Consider the following 25,751-nt stretch of genomic DNA (forward strand, 5'->3'; position numbering starts at 1 on the left):
CTATGGGCATTCTTGAAAAAGACATTCAGGCGCAACTCCACCAGCTGAAACTTCAGTTGGAGCAGGTCCGTTTGACGCAAAGAGACACCTCGTTCAAATTTATTAGAGAACAAAAAGTTCTAAAGCGTATCGTCACATCTTTAAGTGACGCATGTGTTGGCAGTAACAGCCATTTAGATGAAAACCTCATTGCCCTTCGGGAAGAGCTAGAAAAGCAAAAAGACATTAGCTCGATGATCCCAAAGCTGGCAGTATTAGAAAGGATGCTTAAGCAGAAAACGTTGGCTATGGATAAACAGAACGGATATCTGGACGATAGCATTAAGCACAGTGGGGAAACGCTGCAGCGCATAACTGGCCTTCCAGCACAGCTCAAACGCGACCTAAGAAACTTACTTAGCTTCTCCGAATGCAATGGCAGTCAGAAAGTCGACCACGCCATGAAACTTCTCGGTATTTATGAGCGTGCCATAAAGATTATGGCGAATAACTCACGCACCCATTTTGCTGACGCTGCGCACTCTCCGGAACAAGAGCTCCTTTCCGACCTATCAAACGAACTACAACATCTGATCACTGAACTCGACTTCGAGGGTGAATCGGGTGATCTGCTTACCGATATTCGAGCGAAGCTGCTGCTTGGTGTTTCCACACAAAACCTACTTGAGCTAACACTTCAGATCCTCAAACTGGTTATTGAAGGCACCAACCTAGAACGTAAGAAGTCTGAACAATTCATCGATCAGCTTAATTCTTCTTTAGCGTCCAGCATCAAAACGGCAGACCAAAATGCCGACCAGAGCCAGAGCTACTTTGAGCACCGACAAGGTCTAAACTCTGAGTTAAATGAACTAGTCACTAGAAGCCAAAGCTCAGTAGAGAAAGCGAAGGAAATTGATAGTTTAAAGCGAACGATTAATCCGTTACTCACTGAAATCGCCTCTCTTTCAGAAAGATTGAATCACGCAGAACAGAAAGAACAAGCTCTGATAGAGAGAATGAGTTATGGAAAGACTCAGTTAGATTCACTCTATGAAGTGACTCAAGACTATCGAAAGCGTTTAGAAGATCAGGCTCAGCGTATGTTGCTTGACCCGCTCACCAAGGTCTACAATCGTACCGCCTTTACCGATCGCTTAGAACTTGAATACCGCCGTTGGATTCGCGCGCAACACTCACTGCGTGTTGTACTGCTCGACATCGACAATTTCAAAGCCATCAATGATAGTTTTGGTTATACAGCGGGTGACAAAGCACTCAAAATTATCGCAAGAACCATCACCAAAGAGACCGGCGCTACCGATAGTGTGGCTCGTTTTTCTGGTGAGGAATTTATCTTGTTATTACCAGAGCAAACGGATGAATATTGCCACCAGGTAATTCAAAACATCCAGACTCAAGTCAGCCGTTTACCCTTTAAGTTCCGTGATCAACAAATCACGATTACTTTGTGTGCAGCAAGTACTCAATTCAAAGAGTCAGATACACCTGAAGAAGTACTAGAGCGACTCAATAAAACGCTAAACAAAGCCAAACAACGTGGTACTAACCAATTGGTTTGGAATTAAACTAGGCCTGATTTAATTTATTTCTTTTTTTCAAATACTTATCACATACCAATTCCCTCAATGTTTGCTAAGCTTATGATTAGCATTCGCTTAACAAGCATTCTTGACAAGTCATGCTGTTTATAAGATCTTAAGCAACTCGATATTAGCCCTTAAGCAATTCTATACAATCCATAAAGCAACGCTGTCGTAACCGTTTCGTCTGGTTAACTCTTCTCACCTTTAACCAAACACTTTCAACGTTTGCTTCTCACTCTCGAGCCAGAGGGTCACTTCAAAAGTCGCCTCTGCTCTTCTCAACAAGGAGGCACTATGATCACTCATATCAGCCCTGCCGGTAGCATGGATTTACTCTCTCAACTTGAAGTTGAGCGTCTTAAAAAAACCGCATCTAGTGATCTGTACCAACTGTATCGTAACTGTACGTTAGCGGTACTGAACTCGGGTAGCCATACCGACAACTCCAAAGAATTGCTCGACAAGTATCAGTCATTTGATGTTGAAGTGGTGCGTCGTGAGCGTGGTATCAAGCTCGAACTAAGCAACCCACCAGAGCATGCCTTTGTCGACGGTGAAATCATCAAGGGTATTCAAGAACATCTATTCTCAGTGCTGCGTGACATTGTCTACGTCAACATGCACTTGGCCGATAACCAAAGGCTTAACCTCACCAACGCAACTCACATCACCAATCTTGTGTTTGGTATTTTGAGAAACGCAGGAGCACTCACACCCGGCATTGAGCCGAACCTGATCGTGTGCTGGGGTGGTCACTCAATTAATGCCACTGAATACCAATATACTCGCGAAGTCGGTAATGAACTTGGCCTACGTGAACTCAACATCTGTACGGGTTGTGGACCAGGTGCGATGGAAGGGCCAATGAAAGGTGCGGCTATTGGTCACGCTAAGCAGCGCTATACTGAACATCGTTATTTAGGGTTAACTGAACCATCAATCATTGCGGCTGAGCCGCCAAACCCGATAGTGAACGAACTGGTGATCATGCCCGATATCGAGAAACGTCTTGAAGCGTTTGTTCGTATGGCACATGGCATCATAATCTTCCCTGGAGGCCCAGGAACCGCCGAAGAACTGCTGTACATCCTAGGTATCATGATGCACCCAAACAACGCAGACCAACCGATGCCTATCGTTCTAACTGGCTCTAAAGAGAGCGAGGCTTACTTCCGTTCAATTGATAAGTTCATTGGTGAAACATTGGGTGAAGAAGCGCAAAAGCACTATGAAATTGTCATTGATGATCCAGCACGTGCTGCGAAAATTATGAAGCAAGCAATGCCAGATGTACGCTCTCACCGTAAAGAAACAGGCGATGCTTACAGCTACAACTGGTCACTGCATATTGAGCCTGAGTTCCAACTCCCCTTCGACCCTACTCACGAATCTATGGCGGCACTCGATCTGCACATGGATCAGAAAACAGAGAGCCTTGCTGCGAATTTACGTAAAGCGTTCTCAGGTATTGTGGCAGGTAACGTCAAAGCCGAAGGTATTCTGGAGATTGAGAAGCATGGGCCATTCCTCATTGATGGCGACAAAGAGTTGATGACTAAGATGGATCAACTGCTAAATGATTTTGTTGAACAAGATCGAATGAAACTGCCGGGTGGTACCGACTACGTTCCTTGTTATAAAATTGCGCCAAGCAGCTGATGATAATATCTGACTGATAACAAAGCCGTAAGCATAAAGCTAAACAAGTCATGACGTTTACGTCACCAGCGTTTCAACTCACCAAGTGATACGTTACTATAAGGGGCTAGCAGTCCCTTATTTATTGCCTATTTAGTGGAAACTTATGTCTATCCATCTTGTTATTATCGATGCCTTGAACCTAATCCGACGCGTTCACTCAGTTCAGCCGGATCCAACCGATATAGCAAGAACCATTACCACCACAATTCGCACTCTCAATAAGATTCTGAATGAATCAAAGCCCACCCACATCATCGCGGTATTTGATCACCATTTACAAGACCGTGGCTGGCGCGCAGATGTGCTTCCTGCTTATAAGCAGAATCGTAAACCGATGCCTGAGCCATTACTGAAAGGCCTCGATACTATCCAACAAGCTTGGTGGGAATTAGGTATTGATTCGCTGTTATCTGATGGCGATGAAGCTGATGACTTAGTAGCAACACTCGCAAAAAAAGTGGCTGACCATGGTGAAAAAGTTACGATAATCTCTACCGATAAAGGTTACTGCCAACTGTTATCACCTACACTACAGATCCGCGATTACTTCCAGCACCGCTGGTTAGATAAACCCTTTATCGAAGCTGAGTTTGGCGTTAAACCTGAACAACTGGCAGATTACTGGGGATTAACGGGCGTAAGCTCAAGCCAAGTACCGGGCATCCCAGGTATCGGGCCAAAAGCAGCCAAAGAGATATTGACCACTTACCCAGATATCGAAGCGGCCTATCAAGCAGAAGATCTGCCGAAAAAATATCGTAAGAAGTTCGACGAACACATCGAATCCGCTCGTGTATGTAAGCAAGTATCGGCACTCAAAACCGATATTGATTTAGGGTTCAACCTGCAAGATATTCGTTACGAAGCAAACGCTTAAGTCGCTGTGACTCGATAATATTGATACAAAAAATGCCCCTTAAAGGAGCATTTTTTATCACTGACACACTAACGTAAATATTAGTGCGGTGAGATGTTTGAAAGCGCCTGAATGTGGACCGTGATCTCTTCGCGATCGTGGTAAAGGTGCTTAGCCTGCATCTTGAACTTCACTTTGTTCTCAATCAGGAACACTTTTAGGTTCTCGATATCTTGCAGTACTTCATCGTAACGGCCTTTCATAGGCAGTTTAAGGTTGAACAGTGCTTCTTTCGCCCAGCCTTTGATGATCCACTCACCCATAAGGTGAGCAACACGAGCTGGCTTCTCAACCATGTCACAGATAATCCAAGTTACGTTCTTACGGTCTGGTTCAAACTTAAAGCCATCCACCATGTGGTGCTTAATTTGACCTGTTTCCATTAGGCTGTCTGCCATCATGCCGTTATCAACACAGTGAACGAACATCGAGCGCTTAACCAATTGGTAAGTCCAACCACCTGGACATGCACCTAAATCAACACCCCACATACCTGGAGCTAAACGCTCGTCCCACTCATCACGAGGGATGAATACGTGGAATGCTTCTTCTAGCTTCAATGTAGAACGGCTTGGCGCATCTGATGGGAACTTCAGACGAGGGATACCCATAAAGAACTGGGAGTTGTTCGTTGGGTAAGAGTAACCAACAAAACAGTGGCCCGGAGCGATGAAGCATAAATGAAGCACAGGCTTCTTAGCGTTATCTTTCGCTGTCATCAGGCCTTTACCACGCATCGCTTGACGCATCGGCACGGTAAATTTACGGCAGAACTTCAAAAGCTCTTTTGCTTCGTTAGTATCTGGCGTTTCAATACGGATATCACCACAACGAGGGAAACCTTCTTTCTCAGAAAGCGCCTCAAGAATTGGAGAAATACGGTCATCGGTTGGCAGGTCTTTAATTTCAACAGCCACTGCCAACATTTGACGAGCAAAGATCAGTGATTGGAAATCGATCTCTTTGATCAACTTGTCCGCTTCACCTGCTTGGTAACATTCAAACAATACAAAACCTGTATTGTTCTTTAGGCGAGGAAAACCAAACACTTCCAGTTGTGTTGCCTTGTCTTGAATTTCGCCAGCACATTCTTTTTCAAAACCAGAGCGACAATAAAGTAGTACGTGTTTCACTGAGTTACCTCTTTTATATTCAAAGCAGCGAAGGAGAAGACTCCCCAACCAATGATAAATAGTAGACCACCAAACGGAGTGATAGGGCCAAACCATTTTATTCCTGTCAGTGCCAAGCCATAAAGGCTGCCACTAAAACAAAGGATGCCGATGATAAAGCAAATTGCCGCAATGAAAAAATATTTTTGTGATTTAGCGCCAAGTTTCATCTGCAGCAGAGCGCCACACGCCAATATCGCTAGAGTATGGATAAATTGGTACTGAACACCCGTCTCAAACACGCCTAGCAGATATTCAGACAAGATAGCTTTCAAACCGTGAGCTGCAAAGGCGCCAAGCATCACAGCAACCGCACCAGAGATGCCAGCAAACGTGAGTAAATACTTACTTCTCATTGAGTACCTCTTTGATAAACGCTGATAACTTCTCAACGGTTAACGCAATATTCTGCTGCTCGGTGTAACCAGAACTCTTACGAGGTTTAAAGCTGTGGTCGCCATCGGGAATAAATTCAACACGAATAGAATCAGACAGATCAAAATCAGCAAACTCTTCACGCTTACCAAAGGTATCGCGCTCACCTTGTAAAATGAGGCATGGCTTTGCTAACTCAGCCAGATGCTCACCTTTGTATTTCTCGGGTTTACCTGGTGGGTGGAAAGGAAAGCCTAAACACGCCATTGCGGCCACCTTATCAAGTTCAGACAAATGGCTCGCCATACGCCCTCCCATCGACTTACCACCAATCACAAGCTTATCGGCATCAACCTGCTCAATAATCTCTTGATAGGCTTCAAGTAGCTTAGGCGCTCTGTCAGGTGGACGACGCTTACCATCTTCAGCACGTTTAATCATGTAAGGGAAGTTGAAACGAATCACTCGTATCCCTTTAAAGGCTAACCCTTTGGCTACCGACTGCATGAACTCATGCTCCATGCCTGCGCCAGCACCATGGGCAAAGATAAAGGTGATGGGATTGTCTTCACCATCAATGATGACGTTATTCATCGAGTAAGTCCTCTTGTTCACTTTGCGCTTTCGCTAGCATCCAGTCGCGGAAGGTAGCAATACGACCCATGTCGGCTTGTTTCTCATGACAAACCACATAGAAGGCGTTCTTACTCACCAACACTTCATCAAAAGGTGCAATCAAACGACCTGCTTCGATTTCAGGTTGCGCCAACACATTATTACCCAAAGCAATACCTTGCCCGTGAGCGGCCGCCTGCAATACCATGGTTGAGTGACTGAAGATAGGGCCATGATTAACGTTTACCCCATCAATACCATTTTGCTTAGCAAACTGTTTCCAATCCTTTCGAGATGTATCATGCAGTAGCGTATGACATGCCAAATCACTGAGAGATTCTAAAGGTTTAGCTCCTAGCAGCACGGAAGGTGAGCAAAGAGGAATTAAGTATTCTTGGTAAAGTTTATCGGCTCTGAGCCCCGACCAATTCCCTCGGCCATAATAGATAGCGACGTCTACATCATCGGTTAGCGAGCCTTCATCCATATCAACGGCTTTGATTCTTACATCAATATCAGGCTCTTGCTGATTAAAGTCAGCGAGCCTTGGTACCAACCATTGAATAGCAAAACTCGGCGGTAAACTGATGGTCAATGCGCCCTTCTCACTTCGCTCCAGCACTTTGTCTGTCGCTTCTGCTAGTGATGTGAAAATATCTTTGATATCTAAGAAGTAGCTTTGACCTTCTTCAGTTAGCAGCAAAGAGCGGTTTCTTCGGCGAAACAGCTTCAAAGATAAGAATTCTTCAAGCGCTTTGATCTGATGACTGACTGCCGCTTGAGTAACAAACAACTCTTCTGCAGCACGCGTAAAACTCAAGTGTCGAGCTGCAGCTTCAAACACTCTTAGCGAGTTTAATGGGGGTAATCGACGAGACATAGTTACTCTCTAAATAAGCATTAGTTTTTTTTATCTGAAACATTATAATTTGTCCATTGCCTAGCAGCCAGAGAAATTCTATATTTCATCCCGCAGCAGCTAGCCTGAACGGCTTGATTCTCTCTAGAATCAATTGGCTTAGCTCCTGCGATGTTGTGTTTGCAAACTCGTTCTTTTCGAGTTGGGTAGAGTTCTACCAAATGTTTTGTTGCAGTTTATACTGAAACGAGGCATGTACTTCCTGTATTTATTTTGACCTGTCTGTCAAATTTGTTTACACCGCCTTATGGGCGGTGTTTTTTTATGTGCAAAGAAATGTAACAACAAGTTTATCAATAGCTGTGCTAATTAATCTTTATTATTTTTCATCGCCAATCACAGAATCAGACACCCACTCAAATAATCAACTGAACACATACAAATAGCACCATTGAGTTGCACTAAAAAGTAACAGAATACTTCAAGATACTCACACTTCTTCGGTACTTATAAACCCGTTTAGAACACACTCTTTCTATCAATCAAAAATTTCAAAGCTGAGCATGACGATAGCACGCCCAAACTCACGCCTCTGTCTGACTACTGTAAATCATTCACAATAGAAAATAAAAAAGCCGCTTACTTTTCAGTAAACGGCTTTGCAAAATGATTAACGCTTGGTCAACACACCACTATGGGCGGTAAACCTTAACGTTATGGAAGCCCTGCTCTTGTAGGTAAAGTGCCTGTAGACGGCTCATTACACCACGGTCACAGTACAGCAAGTACTCTTTCGCTTGGTCTAGGTCGCCAAACTGAGTCGAAAGCTTGAAGAATGGGATGTGTTTAATTTCAACACCCTCGATCTCTAATGGGCTTTCGTCTTCTTCTTCTGGGCTACGGATATCAAGAACGATAGCGTGCTCAGCAACAGCTTGAACTTGTTCAACTTCAGGCGCTTGCTCTTGGCTCTCTTTCTCGATGTCACGGATATCCATAACACGAGCGTTCTCGATCACTTGATCCAGCACTTCAAAGTTAAACTTAGCTTCTTCTGCTTCCAGTTTGCCTTTCTTCGCTTTCACTGTTGGCTTCTTAGAAATAACACCACAGTACTCAGGCATTACCTTAGCGAAGTCTTCAGTACCGATGATACGAGAAAGGTCGATGATGTCTTCTTTATCCCAGTTGATAAGCGGACGAAGAATCAAAGTATCTGTCACGTTGTCGATGTGACGCAGGTTAGTTAGCGTTTGGCTTGATACCTGACCTAGTGCTTCACCAGTAACCAACGCTTCGATCTTGAACTTGTCTGCAACCATACCACCAGCACGCATGAACATACGCTTAAGAACAACGCCCATTTGGCCGTCTTCTACGTTCTCAAGGATTTCAGCAACCACAGGTTCAAAGTCTACAGAAATGAACTTCACCTTTGCAGATGAGCCGTATTTATTCCATAGGTAGTGAGCCACTTGTTTAACACCAATCTCGTGCGCTGGGCCACCAAGGTTGAAGAAACAATAGTGAACCTTAGAGCCGCGTTTGATGTGCAGGTAGCTTGAAACACCAGAATCAAAGCCGCCAGAGATCAAGCTCAGTAGATCTTCTTGAGTACCAAGAGGGAAGCCACCGAGGCCTTTGTGACGAGCTAGAACTTGGTTTAGCTTGTCGTTAGCCACTTCAACCTTAACGGTTACATCAGGGTTCTTAAGTCGAACTTTCGCTGACTCAACTGCTTGGTTTAGACCGCCGCCTACGTAGCGCTCAAGTTCAATAGAGGTAAAGTCATGCTTACCACGACGCTTAGCACGTACAGAGAAAGTCTTGCCTTCAATGTCAGCACGGCTGCGTTCTAGTACTTGCTCGTAAATATCGTGCAAGTCTTTGAATTCAGACTGTTGAACTTCAAGAGAGTGGTGAATACCTGGAGTGTGAGTCAGAGCCTCTAACACTTCTGCGTAGTACTGGTCACTCTCAGACGTCACTTCAATATGATCGCGACGGTTGAATACCGCAACACTTTCACAGCGACGTTGAATAACGTTACGAATGTTGCACTCTAGAATCCTTGTGAAGCGCTTACGCACCGATTCACTTTTTACAAAAATTTCCGGATGGGGCTTAACAATAAATTTCATAGTACTTTCACAACATTAATGTTCAAAATTTTGAAAACGCTCATCGCCAAGTAAATTAGAGAATTTACACAGCACTTGAAGCAAGAATAGATCATATCTAAATCTAAGGGCGCGAATTATACATGAGAAAGTGAAGCAAGGAAAAGAGTGCTTGCTGTAACACCATCATTAAACCGCTTGTTATTAACAGTAGCAGGTTTCGAAACGACATAAATGCCGCAGAGAGAACCATTGAAGACCAGCAAACAAAAAGCCCAACCTCATTATAAGGTTGGGCTTTCGATGCTATCTGCATGCTACCGTGTGTACACGTATCGGCTATTCATTAATAACAGGCACTTCGTCACTGTAAAGCGGCTCGCCCTGCATGATGCTGATTTCAACGCGGCGGTTGAGGCTACGTTGCCATTCAGTATCGTTCGGCTCGACTGGCTCGGTATCCGCCATGCCGCGTACTCTCAAGCGTTGATGAGAGAAACCACGCACCTTTTCCATCTCTTGAGCAACAGACACTGCTCGCTGTGATGACAAGTCCCAATTAGATCGATAAAGCTCGGAATCAAGACGTTGATTATCGGTGTGCCCTGAGATTCGAACGATACCCGGAACATCTTTCACCAACTCAGCAACCTGTCTCACCAAAGGTCGGAACTTAGGCTGTAGGAAAGCAGAACCCGATGGGAATGCACCCTTCTCACGAATTCGAATCACAATCTGCTGGCCAAGGTTTTCAACTTCAATCGCGCCTTGGTCTATCTCTCGCTCCAACGCCTTCTTGATGCTTTCCATCAAGGTTTCCATCTCTTGCGATTGAGCTTCAGCTTGTTGTTGCTGTTGGTCTGACTCAGAGTTTTGATTGTCGTGAGTCGAAACCTCTGGCGACTTGCCTCCGGTCATCTTGCCTTGGTCACGCATGGTACCGCCAGCGCGCTCAGATTCACCTTCATGAAATTCCAGCGTCTGCTGAGTGATATCTATCGTTTGCTGCATGATCACATCAATTGGCGTTGGCTCTGGGCGACCAGGGCGAAACTCTTGTGCAATGATGCTGGTCCCTTTCGGGATGTCTTTGACTTCTAGGCGGTTCTGCACACCAAATGCGAACTTCATCGAGCCAGCGATCTGCTTAAACTTCAGTACATCCATCTCAGAGAATGAGAGCAACAGTACGAAGAAACACATCAGCAGTGACATCAAGTCAGCAAATGTCCCCATCCATTGAGGCAACCCCGGAGGAGGACATTTACATGGATTTTCTTCATCCATCTTCAACTCCTCTTACGCAGGTTCACCATCAATCGTACGCTTACCTTCGTTTAGGTAGCTCTTCAGGTAACCATCGATTACTCGTGGGTTCTGACCATCTTGAATCGCGAGTACGCCATCCATAACCAAACGACGGTTGAGTGTCTCTTGGTCACGACGCAGCGCAAGCTTGTCGGCAATTGGGAAGAACACCATGTTCGAAAGAATCGCACCATATAGAGTGGTTAAAAGTGCTACCGCCATCGCAGGACCGATCGCTTTTGGATCATCCATGTTCGAAAGCATGGCAACCAGACCAACCAAGGTACCAATCATGCCCATTGCAGGGGCAACATCACCAAATGCAGAGAACACTTTCGCGCCCTGTTCGTGACGTTCTGTGGTTAATGCGATGTCTTTTTGCAGTGCAGCGCGTACCACATCACCGTCATGGCCATCTACCAATAGGTCGATGCCCTTTTGCATGAAACTGTTGTTAATTTCCATCTCTTCCAGTGCTAAGAAACCACCTTTACGAGCCGCATCAGCCATCTCTACAACTTTCGCAATAAGATCTTCAGGCTCATCCGTTTTAAACATAAAAGCTTTGCCTGCGATTTTAGTCGCGCCAAAGAACTGTCCCATGGTGAACTTCATCAGAACAACAAACGTTGAGCCACCAACTACGATCAAAATGGATGTCGTGTCATAGAACATCCCGAGGCTTCCACCTAGGATCATTGCCATAATTACAAAGGCAAATCCACCAATCAAACCTATTAGGGTTGCTAAATCCACTGAGCACTCCTCATGCTTTTTTGTAGCTCTATGTCGACGATAATCTTTGTATCGGCAAGACTATAAGATCTTTTAGTAAATTCTTGGCCTAAGTATCACACTTTTCGTTTTTGAATCCCAACTATTGGCTTACTTTGCTCTTATACGTAGCGCATAAACTCGATAAAGCTAAGGTTATTCAAGCAAAGTGCGTTCAAGCCCCTTAAAAACGAACTTTCTAGCAAAATTTCTTGGTTACATTTGACCATCTCAGCGGCCTAGGGTAACGTTCGTTCATCTTTCCAAACGCAGATTTATTATGGCTACTAAGAAACCTGAAAATATGAGCTTTGAAGCAGCAATCGAAGAGCTTGATGGCTTGGTTGATCAACTAGAAAATGGTGATCTAGCTTTAGATGATGCGCTGAAAAAATTCGAACGAGGCATCTCCCTCGCTCGTGCCGGTCAAAGTAAACTAAACGATGCTGAACAACGTGTTAGCATCCTACTGCAAAATGATGAAAATGCAGAGCTGAGTGACTTTAACCCACAACCTGAATAACGAATTGTATGAGATCCCCTATGATCGAGACTTTATTGTCTTATCAAGCACGTAATAACGAGCAATTGAACCTTTGGCTTGATCGCCTACCACACCAAAATCAGAATCTTATCAACGCGATGCGTTATGGATTACTTTTAGGCGGTAAACGCGCACGTCCATTTCTTGTCTACATTACAGGGGAAATGCTCGGCTGCACCGCTGAAGAACTCGACACTCCAGCATCTGCAATCGAATGTATTCATGCCTATTCTCTGATTCACGACGACCTTCCAGCAATGGACGATGATGAACTGCGTCGTGGCCATCAGACTTGTCACATCAAATACGATGAAGCAACGGCAATTTTAACTGGCGATGCACTACAAACTCTCGCGTTTACTATACTTGCGGAAGGTACATTAAGTGCTGACGGTGAAAGCAATCGCGTTCGAATGATTCAACGCCTAGCTGAAGCCTCTGGTGCACAAGGTATGTGTATTGGACAAGCACTTGATATTGAAGCTGAAAACCGCTCTGTCACGCTAGAAGAGTTAGAAGAAGTTCACCGCAATAAAACGGGCGCGTTAATGAAATGTGCGATTCGTTTAGGTGCGCTTACTGCTGGTGAAAAAGCGTTTGAAGTGATGCCTCAATTAGACAAGTACGCCGATGCCATTGGATTAGCATTCCAGGTTCAAGATGATATTTTAGATATCACTGGCGATACTGAAACTTTGGGTAAACCACAGGGTTCTGACCAAGAATTGAACAAAAGCACCTACCCTTCTTTGCTAGGTTTAGAGGGCGCTCAAGAAAAAGCGCAAACTCTGCTACAGGAAGCACTTCAAGCTTTGGCTGCAATCCCATACAATACCCAGTTACTCGAAGAGTTCGCCCGATACGTCATCGAGCGCAAGAACTAAGACAATAAGCGCGCATTACCTATGACTCTTGATATATCAAAGTACCCAACTCTTGCTTTGGCTGATAAGCCAGAGGATTTGCGTCTACTTCCAAAAGAGACGCTGACACAGCTTTGTGATGAATTACGTACCTACCTTCTTAACTCAGTGAGCCAGTCAAGTGGTCACTTAGCGTCAGGCTTAGGTACAGTAGAGCTGACTGTTGCTCTGCACTATGTGTACAACACGCCTTTTGACCAGTTGGTTTGGGATGTTGGTCACCAAGCATACCCGCACAAAATTCTTACAGGTCGTCGCGACCGCTTGTCGACTATCCGTCAAAAAGATGGACTGCACCCATTCCCATGGCGTCAAGAGAGTGAATACGACACCCTTTCTGTTGGTCACTCCTCAACATCGATCAGTGCTGCACTTGGTATGGCTATCAGTTCGAAGAAAGAAGGCAAGAACCGTAAAGTCGTGAGTGTGATTGGTGATGGCGCGATTACTGCGGGTATGGCATTTGAAGCCATGAACCACGCGGGCGATATTCACAATGACATGCTGGTTATCCTGAACGATAACGAGATGTCGATCTCTGAAAACGTAGGTGCGCTAAACAACCACCTAGCTCAAGTTCTTTCTGGCAGTCTTTACACGTCAATTCGTGAGGGCGGCAAGAAAGTGCTATCAGGCGTTCCGCCGATTAAAGAGCTGGTTCGTCGTACAGAAGAACATCTAAAAGGCATGGTTGTCCCTGGCACCATGTTCGAAGAGTTAGGCTTTAACTACATTGGCCCAATTGATGGTCACGATGTCAATGAGCTGATTAAAACGCTTAAGAACATGAGAGACCTTAAAGGCCCTCAGTTCCTGCATATCATGACTAAGAAAGGCAAAGGCTACGAGCCAGCTGAGAAAGATCCAATCGGTTACCACGGCGTACCGAAATTCGATCCAGCACACTCAAGTCTGCCTAAGAGCACCAGCTCTAAACCAACTTTCTCTAAGATTTTTGGTGACTTCCTGTGTGATATGGCGGCGCAAGATCCTAAGCTAATGGCGATCACGCCTGCAATGCGTGAAGGTTCTGGCATGGTGCGTTTCTCGAAAGAGTACCCAGAACAATACTTCGACGTAGCAATTGCTGAGCAGCATGCTGTGACCCTAGCAACGGGTATGGCGATTGCGGGTGATAAGCCGATTGTCGCTATCTACTCGACGTTCCTACAACGTGGCTACGATCAACTGATCCACGATGTGGCTATCATGGACTTACCGGTCATGTTCGCTATTGACCGTGCAGGTCTTGTCGGTGCTGATGGTCAAACACACCAAGGTGCGTTCGACTTAAGCTTTATGCGTTGTATTCCAAACATGGTGATCATGGCGCCAAGCGACGAAAACGAATGTCGCCAAATGCTTTACACTGGCCACCAGCATACAGGTCCAAGTGCCGTTCGTTACCCTCGCGGTAATGGTATGGGTACTGAGATACAAAATAAATTTACCGCGCTTGAGATTGGTAAAGGTCGTATCGTTCGCGAAAGCGAAAAAACAAAAGATGGCTCGAAAGTCGCTATCTTAAGCTTTGGTACTTTCCTTGAGAGTGCACTTCAAGCCGCTGACGTCATCGATGCGACAGTTGCAGATATGCGCTTTGTGAAACCACTCGATGAAGCTCTGATCAAACAACTTGCTGCTGACCACGATGTACTGGTAACTATCGAAGAGAATGCGATTGTAGGTGGTGCGGGCGCAGGTGTGATTGAGTTCTTGATGCAAGAGAAACTGCTGATGTCAGTATTGAACCTTGGCCTACCAGACAAGTTCATTGCTCAAGGTACGCAAGGCGAACTGCATGAAGAGCTTGGTTTGGACGCGAAAGGCATTGAGAAGTCTATCACTGACTATCTTGCCAAGTAGCTTTAATACGTAAGCTCGTAAGCTCCGCAAACAAAAAAGGTTGGCCCTAGGGTCAACCTTTTTAGTATCTGCTAATTAGTTTGGTGTATCGCCAACTAAACCTTAGCCCTTCAGTTAACTCACACTAACCAACCTGCGAAATGTGCCACGGCATACAACGAAATAGCCGCCATAATACCCGCTACAATATCGTCAATCATGATACCCAAGCCGCCGTGAATTCGCGCATCTAGCCAACCAATCGGCCAAGGTTTTACCATGTCAAAGAAGCGGAAAAGCACAAAACCAGTCAGAAGCCATTTCCAGTCATCGGCAGGGATATTCAGCATAGGCACTAAGCTCATGGTGATCCAAAAGCCCGCAAACTCATCCCAAACGATAGAACCGTGGTCATGCACGCCCATATCATCAGACGTTACTTGGCAGATCTTAATACCAATAATGCAGCTTACCACCACCACGGCAACGTAAGCAGGAAACGGTAGCTGAACCAACAATAGGTACAACGGAATTGACGCAAGCGTGCCCATTGTGCCGGGAATAATAGGCGATAAGCCACTGCCAAAACCCGTTGCTAAGAAATGCCAAGGATTTTTAAGAGAAATAAGAGAAAGTGGGTTTGTCATCAATTAACCTTAAAGTGATCGTAACCAGTTAAGTTCCAGCTTAGTGGTTCACCATTATTGTGTAATTCAAAATATTCTACAGGTCTTATCTGGCCAATGCAGGTGACTTTTGTACCAGTGTGTGACAAAGCACTTTCCAGCGACCCTTTATTCTCTTCTGGTACAGTAAAGCACAGTTCGTACTCTTCACCACTCGTTAGCGCATACTGCTGAGCTGAAGTGATATCAGGAGCGAACTGACATAACTCTGGAGAGATAGGCAGCGTGCTTACATCAATACTCGCGCCAACTTGAGAACGCTTAAGGATATGTTTTAAATCAGCAATAACGCCATCAGAGATATCAATCGCAGATGAAGCAAGGTTCACTAGAGCCTGACCCGCTAACACTCGTGGGGCGCTCACATAATGTCTCTCTTCAAGCTCAGCAGCATAGGGCTTCGCTCTGTTCTGCTCAGGGTTAAGTAACACTTCTAAGCCAGCTTTGCTGTCACCTAGATTACCTGTTACGTAAATCCAGTCGCCCACTTTCGCGCCATCTCTGCGCAGCGCTCGTCCTTCAGGAACAAAGCCCTGTACCGTCAGTGTCAGGCTTAGTGGACCTTTGGTTGTGTCGCCACCAATTAACTGAATACCAAAGTAGTCTGCGAGTTTAAAAAAGGAGTCACAGAAGGGAGCAAGCCATGCTTCATCGATTTCAGGCATGGTTAAAGCAAAAGACACCCAAGCAGGCGTCGCGCCCATTGCAGCAAGGTCACTGATATTGGAAGCCAACGCTTTGTGTGCCACCCAAGCCGGATTCGCCTCAGCTAAGAAATGGGTACCAGCCACTAAGGTGTCCGTGCTGATCGCTATCTCAACATTGCCCGGCGCTTTGACCAAAGCACAATCATCGCCAGCAGCTAGAAGAACGTCTTTACGTTGTGGTTGTCGATTTACAAAATATTTTTCAATCAGGTTAAATTCGCCAGACATCACATGCCCTATCTTTAGTCTCATAAAAATCGCCGTAATCATGGATATTACAGAAATTTAGTTACAAAAAAGGCCAGCATAAAGCTGACCTTTAGATTCAATATACGAACGTCTTATTTCTTACGAACGTGCGGTGCAGCTTTATCAAGCACACCGTTAACAAACTTATGGCTGTCTTCTGCTGCAAATACTTTTGCAAGCTCGATAGCTTCGTTGATAACCACTTTGTATGGTACATCTTCGCGACGAGTCATCTCGTACATAGCTAAACGTAGAAGCGCTAGTTCCATCAGATCCAGATCTTGCATAGGGCGAGATACGAATGGACGAAGCTTGCTATCAAGTTCCATGTGGCTAAGAGCAACACCAGTTAGTAGGTCGCGGAAGTATGCAACGTCTGTTTCTGGCATAGCAAGAGCAGGCTCTGCAGCATGATGCTCTTCTTCATCATACTTACCACCAGATAAGAACTGTTCTTCAACGGTAGCAATATTTTCTTTAGTAATTTGCCAAGAATAAATTGCTTGTAGAGCAAATTGACGTGCGTTACGACGTGCGGCTGGTTTCACACTGGCCCCCATTAGGAATCGATTTCAGAAAGAACGTTGATCATCTCAAGTGCGCTAAGTGCTGCTTCTGCACCCTTATTACCAGCCTTGGTTCCTGCGCGTTCAATAGCTTGATCGATCGTATCAACAGTAAGAACACCAAACGCTACTGGAAGAGAATATTCCAGAGACACTTGTGCCAAACCTTTATTACATTCACTACAAACATAGTCAAAGTGAGGTGTACCGCCACGAATTACTGTACCAAGAGATACAATCGCATCGAACTTACCTGTTTTTGCAACGCGCTGCGCTACAAGTGGAAGTTCTACTGCACCAGGGCAACGAACAACAGTGATGTTGTCTTCGCTTACTTGTCCATGACGCTTTAAAGTATCGATTGCACCAGAAAGTAAACTTTCGTTAATAAAACTGTTGAAACGAGCAATAACGATAGCAATTTTTGCATTTGGCGCTGGGAAGCCACCCTCGATCACTTTCATAAGCCTTCCTTTAACTATTTTCATCAAGTGAGAATCGCCGGATTCTAGCACAAAACTGTGAGCAATATCTAATGGTAATTTAGAAGAACAGACACCGGCAATGTAAAGATGATAATGCAGCGCTGATCCCAAGCATATAGGAACAGCGAGTAACCAAGTTTGTGTGTTGAACACGTTTTGAGTCGGACTTGGCTACTTTGCTCTTTTGGCAAGATTTATCACCAAAAGAGCCACTGAAATCATCGGTAAATTATGTTGCTACAAACAGAGAAACGTCTGCTTGCTAACGCATGGTTTATTCGCAAACGTACTCAACAACGTTAAGGCCAAAACCACCCAATGCGTGGTAACGCTTAGTGCTTGAAGAAAGCAGACGCATATCGTGCACACCTAGATCTTGAAGAATCTGAGAACCGACACCAACACGACGCGAGGTACCCTGCTTCTTCGCCATAGTTGGCTGCTCGTTCTTGTCTTGCGCTTCGAATGTCTTCACTTTGTGAATCAAAGAATCAGACGACTCTTCGTTGCCAAGAATAACCAACACACCGCCTTCGTCGCCAATACGCTTCATCGCTTTATCTAGCGACCAGCTGCGTTCAGTACCACGGTCTGAATGAAGCAGATCGGTGAACGTGTCATGCAGGTGAACACGTACCAAAGGAGCACCTTCAGATAGGTCGCCTTTTTGCATCGCGTAGTGGATCTGGTTATCAATTGTATCGCGGTAAGTCACCAGCTCGAAATCACCAAACTCTGTTGGTAAATGGCATTGTGCTACACGCTCAATCGTTGTTTCTGTGTTGTTGCGGTATTCAATCAAGTCAGCAATCGTGCCTAGCTTGATGTCGTGTTTTTCAGCAAACACTTCAAGGTCAGGGCGACGAGCCATAGTACCGTCGTCGTTAAGGATCTCAACGATAACCGATGCTGGCTCGCAGCCTGCAAGACGTGCTAAATCACAACCTGCTTCTGTGTGTCCTGCGCGAGTCAGAACACCGCCATCTTGCGCTGTCAGTGGGAAAATATGACCAGGTTGAACAAGATCAGCCGCTTTCGCATCTTTCGCCACTGCCGCTTGAACCGTCACTGCACGGTCTGATGCAGAGATACCCGTTGTTACGCCCTCTGCCGCTTCAATCGAAACAGTAAAGTTAGTGGTGTACTGTGCGTTGTTATCTTGAACCATAGGCGCTAGACCCATGCGGTTTGAACGCTCTTTGGTTAGCGTCAGACAAATTAAACCACGGCCGTACATCGCCATGAAGTTAATCGCTTCTGGCGTCACATGTTCTGCTGCCATGATCAGATCGCCTTCATTTTCGCGATCTTCATCATCCATCAGGATAACCATTTTTCCTAGGCGAATGTCTTCAATAATTTCTTGAGGAGTACTAATTGGCATTGTTCTATATCCTTTGAAATGGTTCTGCTTCCTAGAACCGACACTATTTAAACCTGATGATATTGCTTCGCTTTACAAAGTCTCGCTTAACGCACTTTGTATCAACGGTTAGGCAAAACCATTCTGCTGTAAGAATTCCATCGTTAATCGAGATTCAGGCTCAGATTCTTGTTGCTGACCTTGCAGTAAACGCTCCATGTAACGTGCTAATACATCAACTTCTAGATTCACTTTACGACCGACATTGAATTGGTCGATGGTGGTTTCTGAAGAAGTATGAGGAACGATAGTCAGCTTGAATGCGTTCTTACGTAAATCGTTCACAGTCAGGCTAATGCCATCAACTGTTACTGAGCCTTTTTGAGCCACGTATTTTGAGATTTCTGCTGGCATTTCTACCCAGAATTCAATCGCACGGCCAACTTGGTTACGTTCAACAATCTCACCCACGCCATCAACGTGACCAGACACTATATGTCCACCGAAACGCGTGGTTGGTAACATTGCTTTCTCAAGGTTAACTTTATCGCCCGCTTGGTAATCGACAAAACCCGTTTTTTTCAGGGTCTCAAGCGAAAGATCTGCACTGTAGCTGTGGTCGTTATATTCAACAACTGTCAAACACACACCATTGGTAGCGATACTGTCGCCTAACTTAACGTCAGCCATGTCAAGCTTACCAACATTAACCGTTACGGTGATGTCTTCTCCGCGGGGAGTGATTGCACTCAATGTACCTACGGCTTCTACAATTCCTGTAAACATTTTAAAACTCTTTTTGTTGTCAACGACACGTATGTAGTTGGAGTAACTATTTCAACTGTGGTTTCGTTACTATCTGTTTCGAAATACGGGTTTCGCAACGATGCGAATATCCACACCAACCTGTCGAACATCTTTAATTTCTAGGTCAATAACGTCAGACATTGAAGTGAGCCCTAATGCACCCATCAAACCTCGTCCGTCACTGCCCATAAGTTTAGGTGCTAAATAAAGGATTAGCTCATCCACCAGCTGCTCTTCAATCAAGCTTTTTGCCAATGTTGCGCCCGCTTCGACCCAAATATGGTCGATATGATTGGCAGGTAATTGACGCATCAGATCGTGCAAATCGAGCTGACCTGCATCTGTGGTTGCGACTTCAATATCAGCAGATGCTTCGGCAACTCTCAACACCGATGTTGGAGTCTGGAATAACTTGAGTTCAGGACGCAGTTGGTTTTGACGATCAAGAATCACGCGAATCGGCTGACGCAGCTCGTCTTCAGCGTAATGACCTTTGATACTGCTTGGCAACTCTGCCCAACGAACATTCAACGACGCGTTGTCTTCAATCACCGTCTGGCTAGTTGACAACACAGCGCCTGATTTTGCTCGGTAGTTCTGAACATCACGACGTGCTTCTGGCGATGTGATCCACTGGCTTTGGCCATTTTCCAATGCCGTTTGCCCATCAAGGCTAGCGGCCATCTTTAACTGAACGAATGGCATGCCAGTTTGCATACGCTTGATAAATGCAGGGTTCAAGTCGAGAGCGTCTTGCTCTAGCAAACCGATTTCAACCTCAATACCCGCATCGCGTAGCATTTTGATACCACGACCTGCGACTTTTGGGTTTGGGTCCTGCATGGCACAAATCACTTTGGCTACTTGAGCCTTAATCAAACCTTCAGCACAAGGCGGCGTTCGACCGTAATGAGAACAAGGCTCTAGCGTGACATAAGCCGTCGCACCTTTTGCTTTGTCGCCTGCTATTCGCATGGCATGTACTTCAGCATGAGGTTCGCCAGCTTTGGCATGAAAACCTTCACCAACGATCTGACCGTCGGTTTGTACAATGACACAACCCACATTAGGGTTTGGCGCAGTAGTGTAAATGCCGCGTTTTGCTAACTGAATAGCACGCGACATCATTTGAAAATCTAGGGGAGTAAAGTTTGACATGATTGAGGAGTTAATCCTCTAATTTAGCGATTTCTTCGCCAAACTCTCGGATGTCTTCAAAGCTGCGGTAAACAGAGGCAAAACGAATGTACGCCACTTTATCCAATTCTTTCAATTGGCCCATCACAAGATTACCAATCATCTCGCTTGGTACTTCACGCTCACCAGTTGCACGGAGTTGTGACTTAATCGTACTGATCGCAAGTTCAATCGCGTCAGCACTCACTGGGCGTTTTTCTAGGGCGCGCTGTACACCACCCACCATTTTATCTTCATTAAATGGTTCGCGGTTTCCATTCGACTTTATGACTTTAGGCATCACAAGTTCTGCCGATTCGAACGTAGTAAAACGTTCACTACATGCAAGGCATTGACGGCGACGACGAACCTGATGGCCATCGGCTACCAGTCTTGAATCGATTACTTTAGTGTCGTTCTCTGAACAAAAAGGACAATGCATATCACCTCCAAATAATTGAATATCAGTGTAACGGAATTGCCAAACGTTAGGAAAGAAAAAGGGCCAATTAAGGCCCTTTTGTGTGGTGATTCATTGATTATTGCTACTCGACCGCCATTTCAAAAATGAGCTGAGGAGTAAAATTAACGACCAGCGTTAACCGCGGACTAAATAGTTCGCTTTACCTACCCATTTGTAGCTTGTCAGCTCTTCTAAGCCCATTGGGCCGCGAGCATGCAATTTCTGAGTAGACACGGCAACTTCAGCACCTAAACCAAACTGTGCTCCATCAGTGAAACGTGTTGATGCATTCACATAAACCGCTGCAGAACCAACAGAGTTAATGAAACGCTCTGAGCTCTCTAAGCTATTGGTCATGATCGCATCTGAATGACTCGCGTTGTGTACACGCATGTGGTCAATCGCTTCTGCCACATCCGCTACCACTTTCACGCCTAGCGTGTAGCTTAGCCATTCAGTGTCAAAGTCGCCTTCAACCGCATCACGTTGGTCTTCAAAACCCGCTAGCAGCGATTTTGCACTGGTATCAGCAACTAAGGTTACCTTGCCGGCTAAACGCTGTTTCAGCTTAGTTAGGAAAGCTTCAGCAACCGCTTCATGCACTAGCAGTGTATCTAACGAGTTACACGCCGATGGACGTTGAACTTTTGAGTTTTCGACCACATCGACAGATTTCTCAAGATCAGCGCTTTCATCAACGAAGATATGACTGATACCAAAGCCGCCGATGATTACTGGGATGGTGCTGTTCTCTTTACACATCTTGTGCAGACCAGCGCCGCCACGAGGAATGATCATATCCACGTAGTCGTCCAGTTTAAGCAGTTGAGAAACGAGTTCACGATCAGGCTTCTCGATGTACTGAACAGAAGCGGCTGGAAGCTCCGCTTTCTCTAATGCAGACTGGATAACCTTAACCAGTTCCATGTTCGAGAAAAACGTCTCTTTACCACCACGTAGAATGCTTGCGTTACCTGTCTTCAGACACAGAGCTGCAATATCGATGGTTACGTTCGGACGCGCTTCATAGATAACACCCACCACACCAAGTGGCACGCGGCGACGAGACAGCGACATACCGTTTTCTAGTACTTTGCTGTCAATTTCGCTGCCAACTGGGTCATTCAGGCTAATCACGTTACGAACATCGTTAGCGATACCGGTTAAGCGCTCTTCGTTAAGAAGTAGACGATCAAGCAGTGCGTCAGTTAAACCCGCTTCGCGACCTAATTCGATGTCTTTCGCGTTCGCTTCTAAAATCGTTGTTGCGTTTGCTTCTAGCTCATCAGCGATAATCGCCAATGCTTTATTCTTTTGCGCCGTAGATGCGGTCGCTAGGTGGAAAGCAGCGTCTTTTGCTGCGATACCCATGTTAGTTAAATCCACGTTTAACTCTCCCTAAATTCTGTCTGTCTTTGGATGCAAAAAGGTGATTCACCTTATCATCACGAGCTACTCTTGGATTACAACTAGGTCGTCACGGTGAATGACTTCTGACCCATAATCGTATCCAAGGATGTCGCCAATATCTTTACTGTGCTTGCCTGCAATTTTTGCTAGGTCTTGGCTTGAATAACTGGCGATACCACGCGCAATTACTTTGCCTTTGCTGTCTGTGACTTGGGTAACTTCACCACGAGAGAATTCGCCTTTAACTCGAACAACCCCTTTCGCCAACAAGCTGCTGCCTTTGGTGTTGACTGCGTTTACTGCGCCGTCGTCAACCACGATGTCACCTGCTGAAGCAGGGCCCGCTAAAATCCAGCGTTTACGGTTTTCAAGCGCTTCCGCTAAAGGCAAGAAACGTGTGCCTTGTGGGTTATCACTCAGTGAATCAAACACCACATTTTCAGCACTGCCCGCAGCAATAATCACTTCGATGCCTGCGCGACGAGCAATGTCAGCCGCCTGCAGTTTTGTCGCCATGCCGCCAGTACCCAACGTAGTACCGCTGCCACCTGCGATCTTACGCAGCGTGTCATCAATGGTTTTCACTTCTTTGATGAGCTCAGCATTTGGATCTTTACGAGGGTCAGCCGTAAACAGGCCTTTTTGGTCTGTTAGTAGCAAAAGCTTATCAGCACCGCACAAAATACCCACTAAGGCCGACAAGTTATCATTGTCGCCCACTTTAATTTCGTTGGTTGCTACTGCGTCGTTTTCGTTTACTACCGGAATAATATCGTGCTCAACCAGTGCGTTGATCGTGTCACGTGCATTAAGAAAACGCTCGCGATCATCGAGATCAGCACGAGTCAGTAGCATCTGGCCAATCTTAAGGCCATAGATAGCAAACAAAGACTCCCAAACTTGAATCAACTGACTTTGCCCAACTGCCGCAAGCAACTGTTTGCTCGCCATTGAGTTGGGAAGTGCGGGGTAACCAAGGTGCTCACGTCCTGCTGCAATTGCACCAGACGAAACCATAACCACAGAGTGGCCTTGTTTTTTTAATTCAGCACATTGACGAACCAGCTCAACCATATGAGCGCGGTCTAATGCCAATGTTCCACCAGTTAAGACACTGGTACCCAGTTTAACAACGACAGTTTTACGCTGTGTTGTTGTCCCGCTTTGATGATTTGTTGTCATGAAGTCTTTTATGGATAAAACAAATAAGAGGTGATGTTTTAGCAATCAAAAGGGGAATTCACAAGCAGAAAAGGTGCGAAATCGCACCTTTTTGCTTTGTATAGAAGAGTAACCTTTAAAATTAGACGAATTCGACAGACTCTTCGTCTAATTGGATACTGATTTCAAACTTACTTTGAAGTTCATCAACCAGTTTCTTGTGGAAGGCTTCTTGAGTTCGAGAGACCTCAGCGACCGCCTTTTTAGGTAACGGCAAAGAATCCCAGTTACCATCGATGTTGTACTTGCCGATATTGTACTTCGCCGAATATCCCTCTTCCGACTTATCCAATTCCAGCCACCAGCCCCAGAACTCGCGTTCTTCTGGTGATTTTTTATCGTTCACACATACAGACAAGCAATCAAAGATATAGTGGCCTTCTTCTGATTGCGGTTCCCTTAAGTAAGGCCCGATCGCCTTTAAAACATTCAACAAGCGGTAATGCGTAGGTTGTTGTGTCACTTCTGACATATTGAATCTCCATTTTCAATGTTAAGAATGACGTTACTCAGACTGTTATACGTAGAAACTACGCATTTGGATTTTATAAATTATCTCTGAGTATCAGGTACTTAGTTTGTACACTTTTCATGCTTAACTAATTTAGGAGAAATGTCATCTAAATAATTCATCCTCAAGCCACTTTATCGCCAATTCGAGGGATTGCTCATAACCTTGTGTAATTGACTTAGCTTTGATTTTCTTCGCTTTTCCGTAATCACTGTAAATAGCAACCAGTTGATTATCCATTGGCGGTGAAACCGGGTCACCTTCCAGAGCCAATGCCAAGATAGGAACACTGGTTTTACTGTTTGACAGCAAGCCTTGTACCTTGAGTGACCACGCCATCAACTGCCCAGAAAGGCTATTGATATCGACCGCCCCTTTACCAAGACGCGAAGCCAACACATCTAGATGCATCTTAGGCATCTGTTTCAGTTTGTCGGCATGAACAAAGATGTCGTGAATTGGCGCGCCTAAAGAGATACACGCTTTAATCTTATGTTGCTCAAGGAAAGATAATCTCACCATCGCATTGCCACCGAAGCGGAAACCAAACAAGCCGACTTTGTGGTGATCGACCCATGGGATGTTAGGCAATTCATTCAGCACTGCTTGGTGAAGACAAGATGAGTCTTCTGTTAACGGCCAATGTGCACTGTGCCCTATTGATGGCATGTCTACCGTTAACATAGCAATGTTCTTAGGTGCTAAATAATCCCTAAACAGGCGCCACATATCGGTTTGCAAGCTATCTAGACCCGCGCTGACAATCACAACCGGTTGTGGTTTATCTGTCTTGGTTAGATGCAAGTTCGCTTTGATCTTCTTGTTTTGGTATGGGATATCAATCTGTTTGACGATCAACTTAGTGTGCTTGATCGCTTCAGAATAGGCTGCGTTGGCCAACACTTGAGCCTGAGCTGCCAAGTTGTCGTTCTTGAGGTGTGGGTAACCCGCAATACTGAAGCACAACGATGCGGAAAATAGCTCTTCAGCCATCTCTTCACCATTCTTCTCATTAGAACGATTTTGATGCTGCATACCCAGCTTGGTCCATTCGTATGCCCAGTTACCACTTCGGTAACCCATGACCGTATCAAGCCACTCATCGGTTGTACGAGAGTTATCTGATGACGCGATGCGAGCCAATACCGCTTCCTGCTCTATTGGATTAACGCCTTGCCATACCCACTGAAGACGTCTTAGGTTTCGATACCATGATGAGTTTTGCTGTTCACGTTTCTCATCCAATAGCGCTTCAGAGCTTGGCATGTATTGTGTCAACATTGAGGTCTCTTTCGCTTGCTTGTGCTTTACAAACAAAGTTTCCGAAAGGTTCGAGCTCGTTTCTTCTGGTTCAGACATTGGGATACTT

General features: G+C 45.3%; 25 protein-coding genes. 6 read left to right on the forward strand and 19 right to left on the reverse strand.

Annotated features, from left to right (window positions below; all coding sequences use genetic code 11):
* The first annotated feature begins 2 nt into the window (after nucleotides 1-2).
* From AB6E54_RS11215 to xni, 3 genes are all read left to right on the forward strand, one after another.
* On the forward strand, nucleotides 3-1,568 hold the full coding sequence (locus AB6E54_RS11215; protein ID WP_372106413.1) for a diguanylate cyclase domain-containing protein: 1,566 nt from the start codon (nucleotides 3-5) through the stop codon (nucleotides 1,566-1,568).
* A gap of 312 nt (nucleotides 1,569-1,880) precedes the next feature.
* Complete coding sequence (gene ppnN / locus AB6E54_RS11220; RefSeq protein WP_010436397.1) at nucleotides 1,881-3,245, forward strand: nucleotide 5'-monophosphate nucleosidase PpnN; 1,365 nt, start codon at nucleotides 1,881-1,883, stop codon at nucleotides 3,243-3,245.
* 145 nt (nucleotides 3,246-3,390) lie between these two features.
* Entirely contained in the window at nucleotides 3,391-4,164 is a 774-nt protein-coding gene (gene xni / locus AB6E54_RS11225; RefSeq protein ID WP_372106414.1) for a flap endonuclease Xni, read from the forward strand.
* Nucleotides 4,165-4,244: 80 nt separating this feature from the next.
* Here xni and rlmM read toward each other — a convergent pair whose 3' ends face one another.
* The 7 genes from rlmM to pomA all read right to left on the reverse strand — a co-directional run bounded on the left by rlmM (nucleotide 4,245) and on the right by pomA (nucleotide 11,408).
* Nucleotides 4,245-5,336 (reverse strand): 23S rRNA (cytidine(2498)-2'-O)-methyltransferase RlmM, encoded by a 1,092-nt coding sequence (rlmM, locus tag AB6E54_RS11230; protein WP_017070491.1) that lies wholly within the window; start codon nucleotides 5,334-5,336, stop codon nucleotides 4,245-4,247.
* Complete coding sequence (locus tag AB6E54_RS11235) at nucleotides 5,333-5,731, reverse strand: DUF423 domain-containing protein (protein WP_102319950.1); 399 nt, start codon at nucleotides 5,729-5,731, stop codon at nucleotides 5,333-5,335. The genes rlmM and AB6E54_RS11235 overlap by 4 nt, the downstream gene beginning before the upstream one ends.
* A complete protein-coding gene (locus AB6E54_RS11240; RefSeq protein WP_102319949.1) occupies nucleotides 5,721-6,344 on the reverse strand; it encodes an alpha/beta fold hydrolase in 624 nt (207 codons plus the stop codon). The genes AB6E54_RS11235 and AB6E54_RS11240 overlap by 11 nt, the downstream gene beginning before the upstream one ends.
* The gene (locus AB6E54_RS11245) at nucleotides 6,337-7,245 is read right to left on the reverse strand and encodes a transcriptional regulator GcvA (protein ID WP_017063339.1); all 909 of its coding nucleotides are present in this window, start codon (nucleotides 7,243-7,245) and stop codon (nucleotides 6,337-6,339) included. The genes AB6E54_RS11240 and AB6E54_RS11245 overlap by 8 nt, the downstream gene beginning before the upstream one ends.
* A gap of 671 nt (nucleotides 7,246-7,916) precedes the next feature.
* Nucleotides 7,917-9,365 carry a tRNA uracil 4-sulfurtransferase ThiI gene (gene thiI, locus AB6E54_RS11250; protein ID WP_029235325.1) on the reverse strand — a complete coding sequence of 483 codons (1,449 nt, stop codon included), beginning with the start codon at nucleotides 9,363-9,365 and terminating at the stop codon, nucleotides 7,917-7,919.
* Nucleotides 9,366-9,683: 318 nt separating this feature from the next.
* Nucleotides 9,684-10,631, reverse strand: coding sequence for a flagellar motor protein MotB (locus AB6E54_RS11255; protein ID WP_017060777.1), 948 nt, complete (start codon nucleotides 10,629-10,631; stop codon nucleotides 9,684-9,686).
* 12 nt (nucleotides 10,632-10,643) lie between these two features.
* Nucleotides 10,644-11,408, reverse strand: coding sequence for a flagellar motor protein PomA (pomA, locus tag AB6E54_RS11260; RefSeq protein ID WP_372106416.1), 765 nt, complete (start codon nucleotides 11,406-11,408; stop codon nucleotides 10,644-10,646).
* A gap of 298 nt (nucleotides 11,409-11,706) precedes the next feature.
* Here pomA and xseB point away from each other — a divergent pair, with 298 nt between their 5' ends.
* Genes xseB through dxs form a run of 3 tightly spaced genes read left to right on the forward strand, consistent with a single transcriptional unit; the run spans nucleotide 11,707 to nucleotide 14,759 of the window.
* A complete protein-coding gene (gene xseB / locus AB6E54_RS11265; protein ID WP_004734405.1) occupies nucleotides 11,707-11,949 on the forward strand; it encodes an exodeoxyribonuclease VII small subunit in 243 nt (80 codons plus the stop codon).
* 20 nt (nucleotides 11,950-11,969) lie between these two features.
* Nucleotides 11,970-12,854 (forward strand): (2E,6E)-farnesyl diphosphate synthase, encoded by an 885-nt coding sequence (ispA, locus tag AB6E54_RS11270; RefSeq protein WP_371724331.1) that lies wholly within the window; start codon nucleotides 11,970-11,972, stop codon nucleotides 12,852-12,854.
* Between the two features lie 21 nt (nucleotides 12,855-12,875).
* Entirely contained in the window at nucleotides 12,876-14,759 is a 1,884-nt protein-coding gene (gene dxs / locus AB6E54_RS11275; RefSeq protein ID WP_372106418.1) for a 1-deoxy-D-xylulose-5-phosphate synthase, read from the forward strand.
* Between the two features lie 119 nt (nucleotides 14,760-14,878).
* Here the strand turns inward: dxs and pgpA are convergent, their stop codons facing one another.
* From pgpA to frsA, 12 genes are all read right to left on the reverse strand, one after another.
* A complete protein-coding gene (gene pgpA, locus AB6E54_RS11280) occupies nucleotides 14,879-15,385 on the reverse strand; it encodes a phosphatidylglycerophosphatase A (protein ID WP_017060782.1) in 507 nt (168 codons plus the stop codon).
* Nucleotides 15,385-16,359: a thiamine-phosphate kinase gene (thiL, locus tag AB6E54_RS11285; RefSeq protein WP_372106507.1), complete on the reverse strand. Its 975-nt coding sequence runs from the start codon at nucleotides 16,357-16,359 to the stop codon at nucleotides 15,385-15,387. The genes pgpA and thiL overlap by 1 nt, the downstream gene beginning before the upstream one ends.
* Nucleotides 16,360-16,472: 113 nt before the next feature.
* Nucleotides 16,473-16,940 carry a transcription antitermination factor NusB gene (nusB, locus tag AB6E54_RS11290; RefSeq protein WP_004734399.1) on the reverse strand — a complete coding sequence of 156 codons (468 nt, stop codon included), beginning with the start codon at nucleotides 16,938-16,940 and terminating at the stop codon, nucleotides 16,473-16,475.
* Nucleotides 16,940-17,410, reverse strand: a complete 471-nt coding sequence (gene ribE, locus AB6E54_RS11295; RefSeq protein ID WP_004741508.1) for a 6,7-dimethyl-8-ribityllumazine synthase — start codon at nucleotides 17,408-17,410, stop codon at nucleotides 16,940-16,942. Before ribE ends, nusB begins: the two co-directional genes overlap by 1 nt.
* A gap of 295 nt (nucleotides 17,411-17,705) precedes the next feature.
* Complete coding sequence (ribBA, locus tag AB6E54_RS11300) at nucleotides 17,706-18,815, reverse strand: bifunctional 3,4-dihydroxy-2-butanone-4-phosphate synthase/GTP cyclohydrolase II (RefSeq protein WP_017060784.1); 1,110 nt, start codon at nucleotides 18,813-18,815, stop codon at nucleotides 17,706-17,708.
* Between the two features lie 108 nt (nucleotides 18,816-18,923).
* Nucleotides 18,924-19,580: a riboflavin synthase gene (locus AB6E54_RS11305; RefSeq protein WP_010436361.1), complete on the reverse strand. Its 657-nt coding sequence runs from the start codon at nucleotides 19,578-19,580 to the stop codon at nucleotides 18,924-18,926.
* Nucleotides 19,581-19,649: 69 nt separating this feature from the next.
* Complete coding sequence (gene ribD, locus AB6E54_RS11310) at nucleotides 19,650-20,729, reverse strand: bifunctional diaminohydroxyphosphoribosylaminopyrimidine deaminase/5-amino-6-(5-phosphoribosylamino)uracil reductase RibD (RefSeq protein ID WP_102331959.1); 1,080 nt, start codon at nucleotides 20,727-20,729, stop codon at nucleotides 19,650-19,652.
* A 40-nt stretch (nucleotides 20,730-20,769) separates the two neighbouring features.
* Entirely contained in the window at nucleotides 20,770-21,219 is a 450-nt protein-coding gene (nrdR, locus tag AB6E54_RS11315; protein ID WP_004734394.1) for a transcriptional regulator NrdR, read from the reverse strand.
* Nucleotides 21,220-21,375: 156 nt separating this feature from the next.
* Nucleotides 21,376-22,626: a glutamate-5-semialdehyde dehydrogenase gene (locus AB6E54_RS11320; RefSeq protein ID WP_017060786.1), complete on the reverse strand. Its 1,251-nt coding sequence runs from the start codon at nucleotides 22,624-22,626 to the stop codon at nucleotides 21,376-21,378.
* 66 nt (nucleotides 22,627-22,692) lie between these two features.
* The gene (gene proB / locus AB6E54_RS11325) at nucleotides 22,693-23,877 is read right to left on the reverse strand and encodes a glutamate 5-kinase (protein ID WP_012604650.1); all 1,185 of its coding nucleotides are present in this window, start codon (nucleotides 23,875-23,877) and stop codon (nucleotides 22,693-22,695) included.
* Nucleotides 23,878-23,953: 76 nt separating this feature from the next.
* Entirely contained in the window at nucleotides 23,954-24,343 is a 390-nt protein-coding gene (gene crl / locus AB6E54_RS11330) for a sigma factor-binding protein Crl (protein ID WP_017060787.1), read from the reverse strand.
* Nucleotides 24,344-24,487: 144 nt separating this feature from the next.
* Nucleotides 24,488-25,741 (reverse strand): esterase FrsA, encoded by a 1,254-nt coding sequence (gene frsA / locus AB6E54_RS11335; RefSeq protein ID WP_017060788.1) that lies wholly within the window; start codon nucleotides 25,739-25,741, stop codon nucleotides 24,488-24,490.
* Nucleotides 25,742-25,751 lie beyond the last annotated feature (10 nt).

The sequence above is a fragment of the Vibrio sp. 10N.247.311.49 genome (genome assembly GCF_041467655.1).
Taxonomy (GTDB): Bacteria; Pseudomonadota; Gammaproteobacteria; order Enterobacterales; family Vibrionaceae; genus Vibrio; species Vibrio crassostreae_C.

Excerpts from the sequence above, each read along its gene's own strand:
- AB6E54_RS11215 (WP_372106413.1), top strand. The coding sequence starts at position 3 with ATGGGCATTCTTGAAAAAGACATTCAGGCGCAACTCCACCAGCTGAAA.
- ppnN (WP_010436397.1), top strand. The coding sequence starts at position 1,881 with ATGATCACTCATATCAGCCCTGCCGGTAGCATGGATTTACTCTCTCAA.
- xni (WP_372106414.1), top strand. The coding sequence starts at position 3,391 with ATGTCTATCCATCTTGTTATTATCGATGCCTTGAACCTAATCCGACGC.
- AB6E54_RS11235 (WP_102319950.1), bottom strand. The coding sequence starts at position 5,731 with ATGAGAAGTAAGTATTTACTCACGTTTGCTGGCATCTCTGGTGCGGTT.
- AB6E54_RS11240 (WP_102319949.1), bottom strand. The coding sequence starts at position 6,344 with ATGAATAACGTCATCATTGATGGTGAAGACAATCCCATCACCTTTATC.
- AB6E54_RS11245 (WP_017063339.1), bottom strand. The coding sequence starts at position 7,245 with ATGTCTCGTCGATTACCCCCATTAAACTCGCTAAGAGTGTTTGAAGCT.
- thiI (WP_029235325.1), bottom strand. The coding sequence starts at position 9,365 with ATGAAATTTATTGTTAAGCCCCATCCGGAAATTTTTGTAAAAAGTGAA.
- AB6E54_RS11255 (WP_017060777.1), bottom strand. The coding sequence starts at position 10,631 with ATGGATGAAGAAAATCCATGTAAATGTCCTCCTCCGGGGTTGCCTCAA.
- xseB (WP_004734405.1), top strand. The coding sequence starts at position 11,707 with ATGGCTACTAAGAAACCTGAAAATATGAGCTTTGAAGCAGCAATCGAA.
- ispA (WP_371724331.1), top strand. The coding sequence starts at position 11,970 with ATGATCGAGACTTTATTGTCTTATCAAGCACGTAATAACGAGCAATTG.
- dxs (WP_372106418.1), top strand. The coding sequence starts at position 12,876 with ATGACTCTTGATATATCAAAGTACCCAACTCTTGCTTTGGCTGATAAG.
- pgpA (WP_017060782.1), bottom strand. The coding sequence starts at position 15,385 with ATGACAAACCCACTTTCTCTTATTTCTCTTAAAAATCCTTGGCATTTC.
- thiL (WP_372106507.1), bottom strand. The coding sequence starts at position 16,359 with ATGTCTGGCGAATTTAACCTGATTGAAAAATATTTTGTAAATCGACAA.
- nusB (WP_004734399.1), bottom strand. The coding sequence starts at position 16,940 with ATGGGGGCCAGTGTGAAACCAGCCGCACGTCGTAACGCACGTCAATTT.
- ribE (WP_004741508.1), bottom strand. The coding sequence starts at position 17,410 with ATGAAAGTGATCGAGGGTGGCTTCCCAGCGCCAAATGCAAAAATTGCT.
- ribBA (WP_017060784.1), bottom strand. The coding sequence starts at position 18,815 with ATGCCAATTAGTACTCCTCAAGAAATTATTGAAGACATTCGCCTAGGA.
- AB6E54_RS11305 (WP_010436361.1), bottom strand. The coding sequence starts at position 19,580 with ATGTTTACAGGAATTGTAGAAGCCGTAGGTACATTGAGTGCAATCACT.
- ribD (WP_102331959.1), bottom strand. The coding sequence starts at position 20,729 with ATGATGTCGCGTGCTATTCAGTTAGCAAAACGCGGCATTTACACTACT.
- nrdR (WP_004734394.1), bottom strand. The coding sequence starts at position 21,219 with ATGCATTGTCCTTTTTGTTCAGAGAACGACACTAAAGTAATCGATTCA.
- crl (WP_017060787.1), bottom strand. The coding sequence starts at position 24,343 with ATGTCAGAAGTGACACAACAACCTACGCATTACCGCTTGTTGAATGTT.
- frsA (WP_017060788.1), bottom strand. The coding sequence starts at position 25,741 with ATGTCTGAACCAGAAGAAACGAGCTCGAACCTTTCGGAAACTTTGTTT.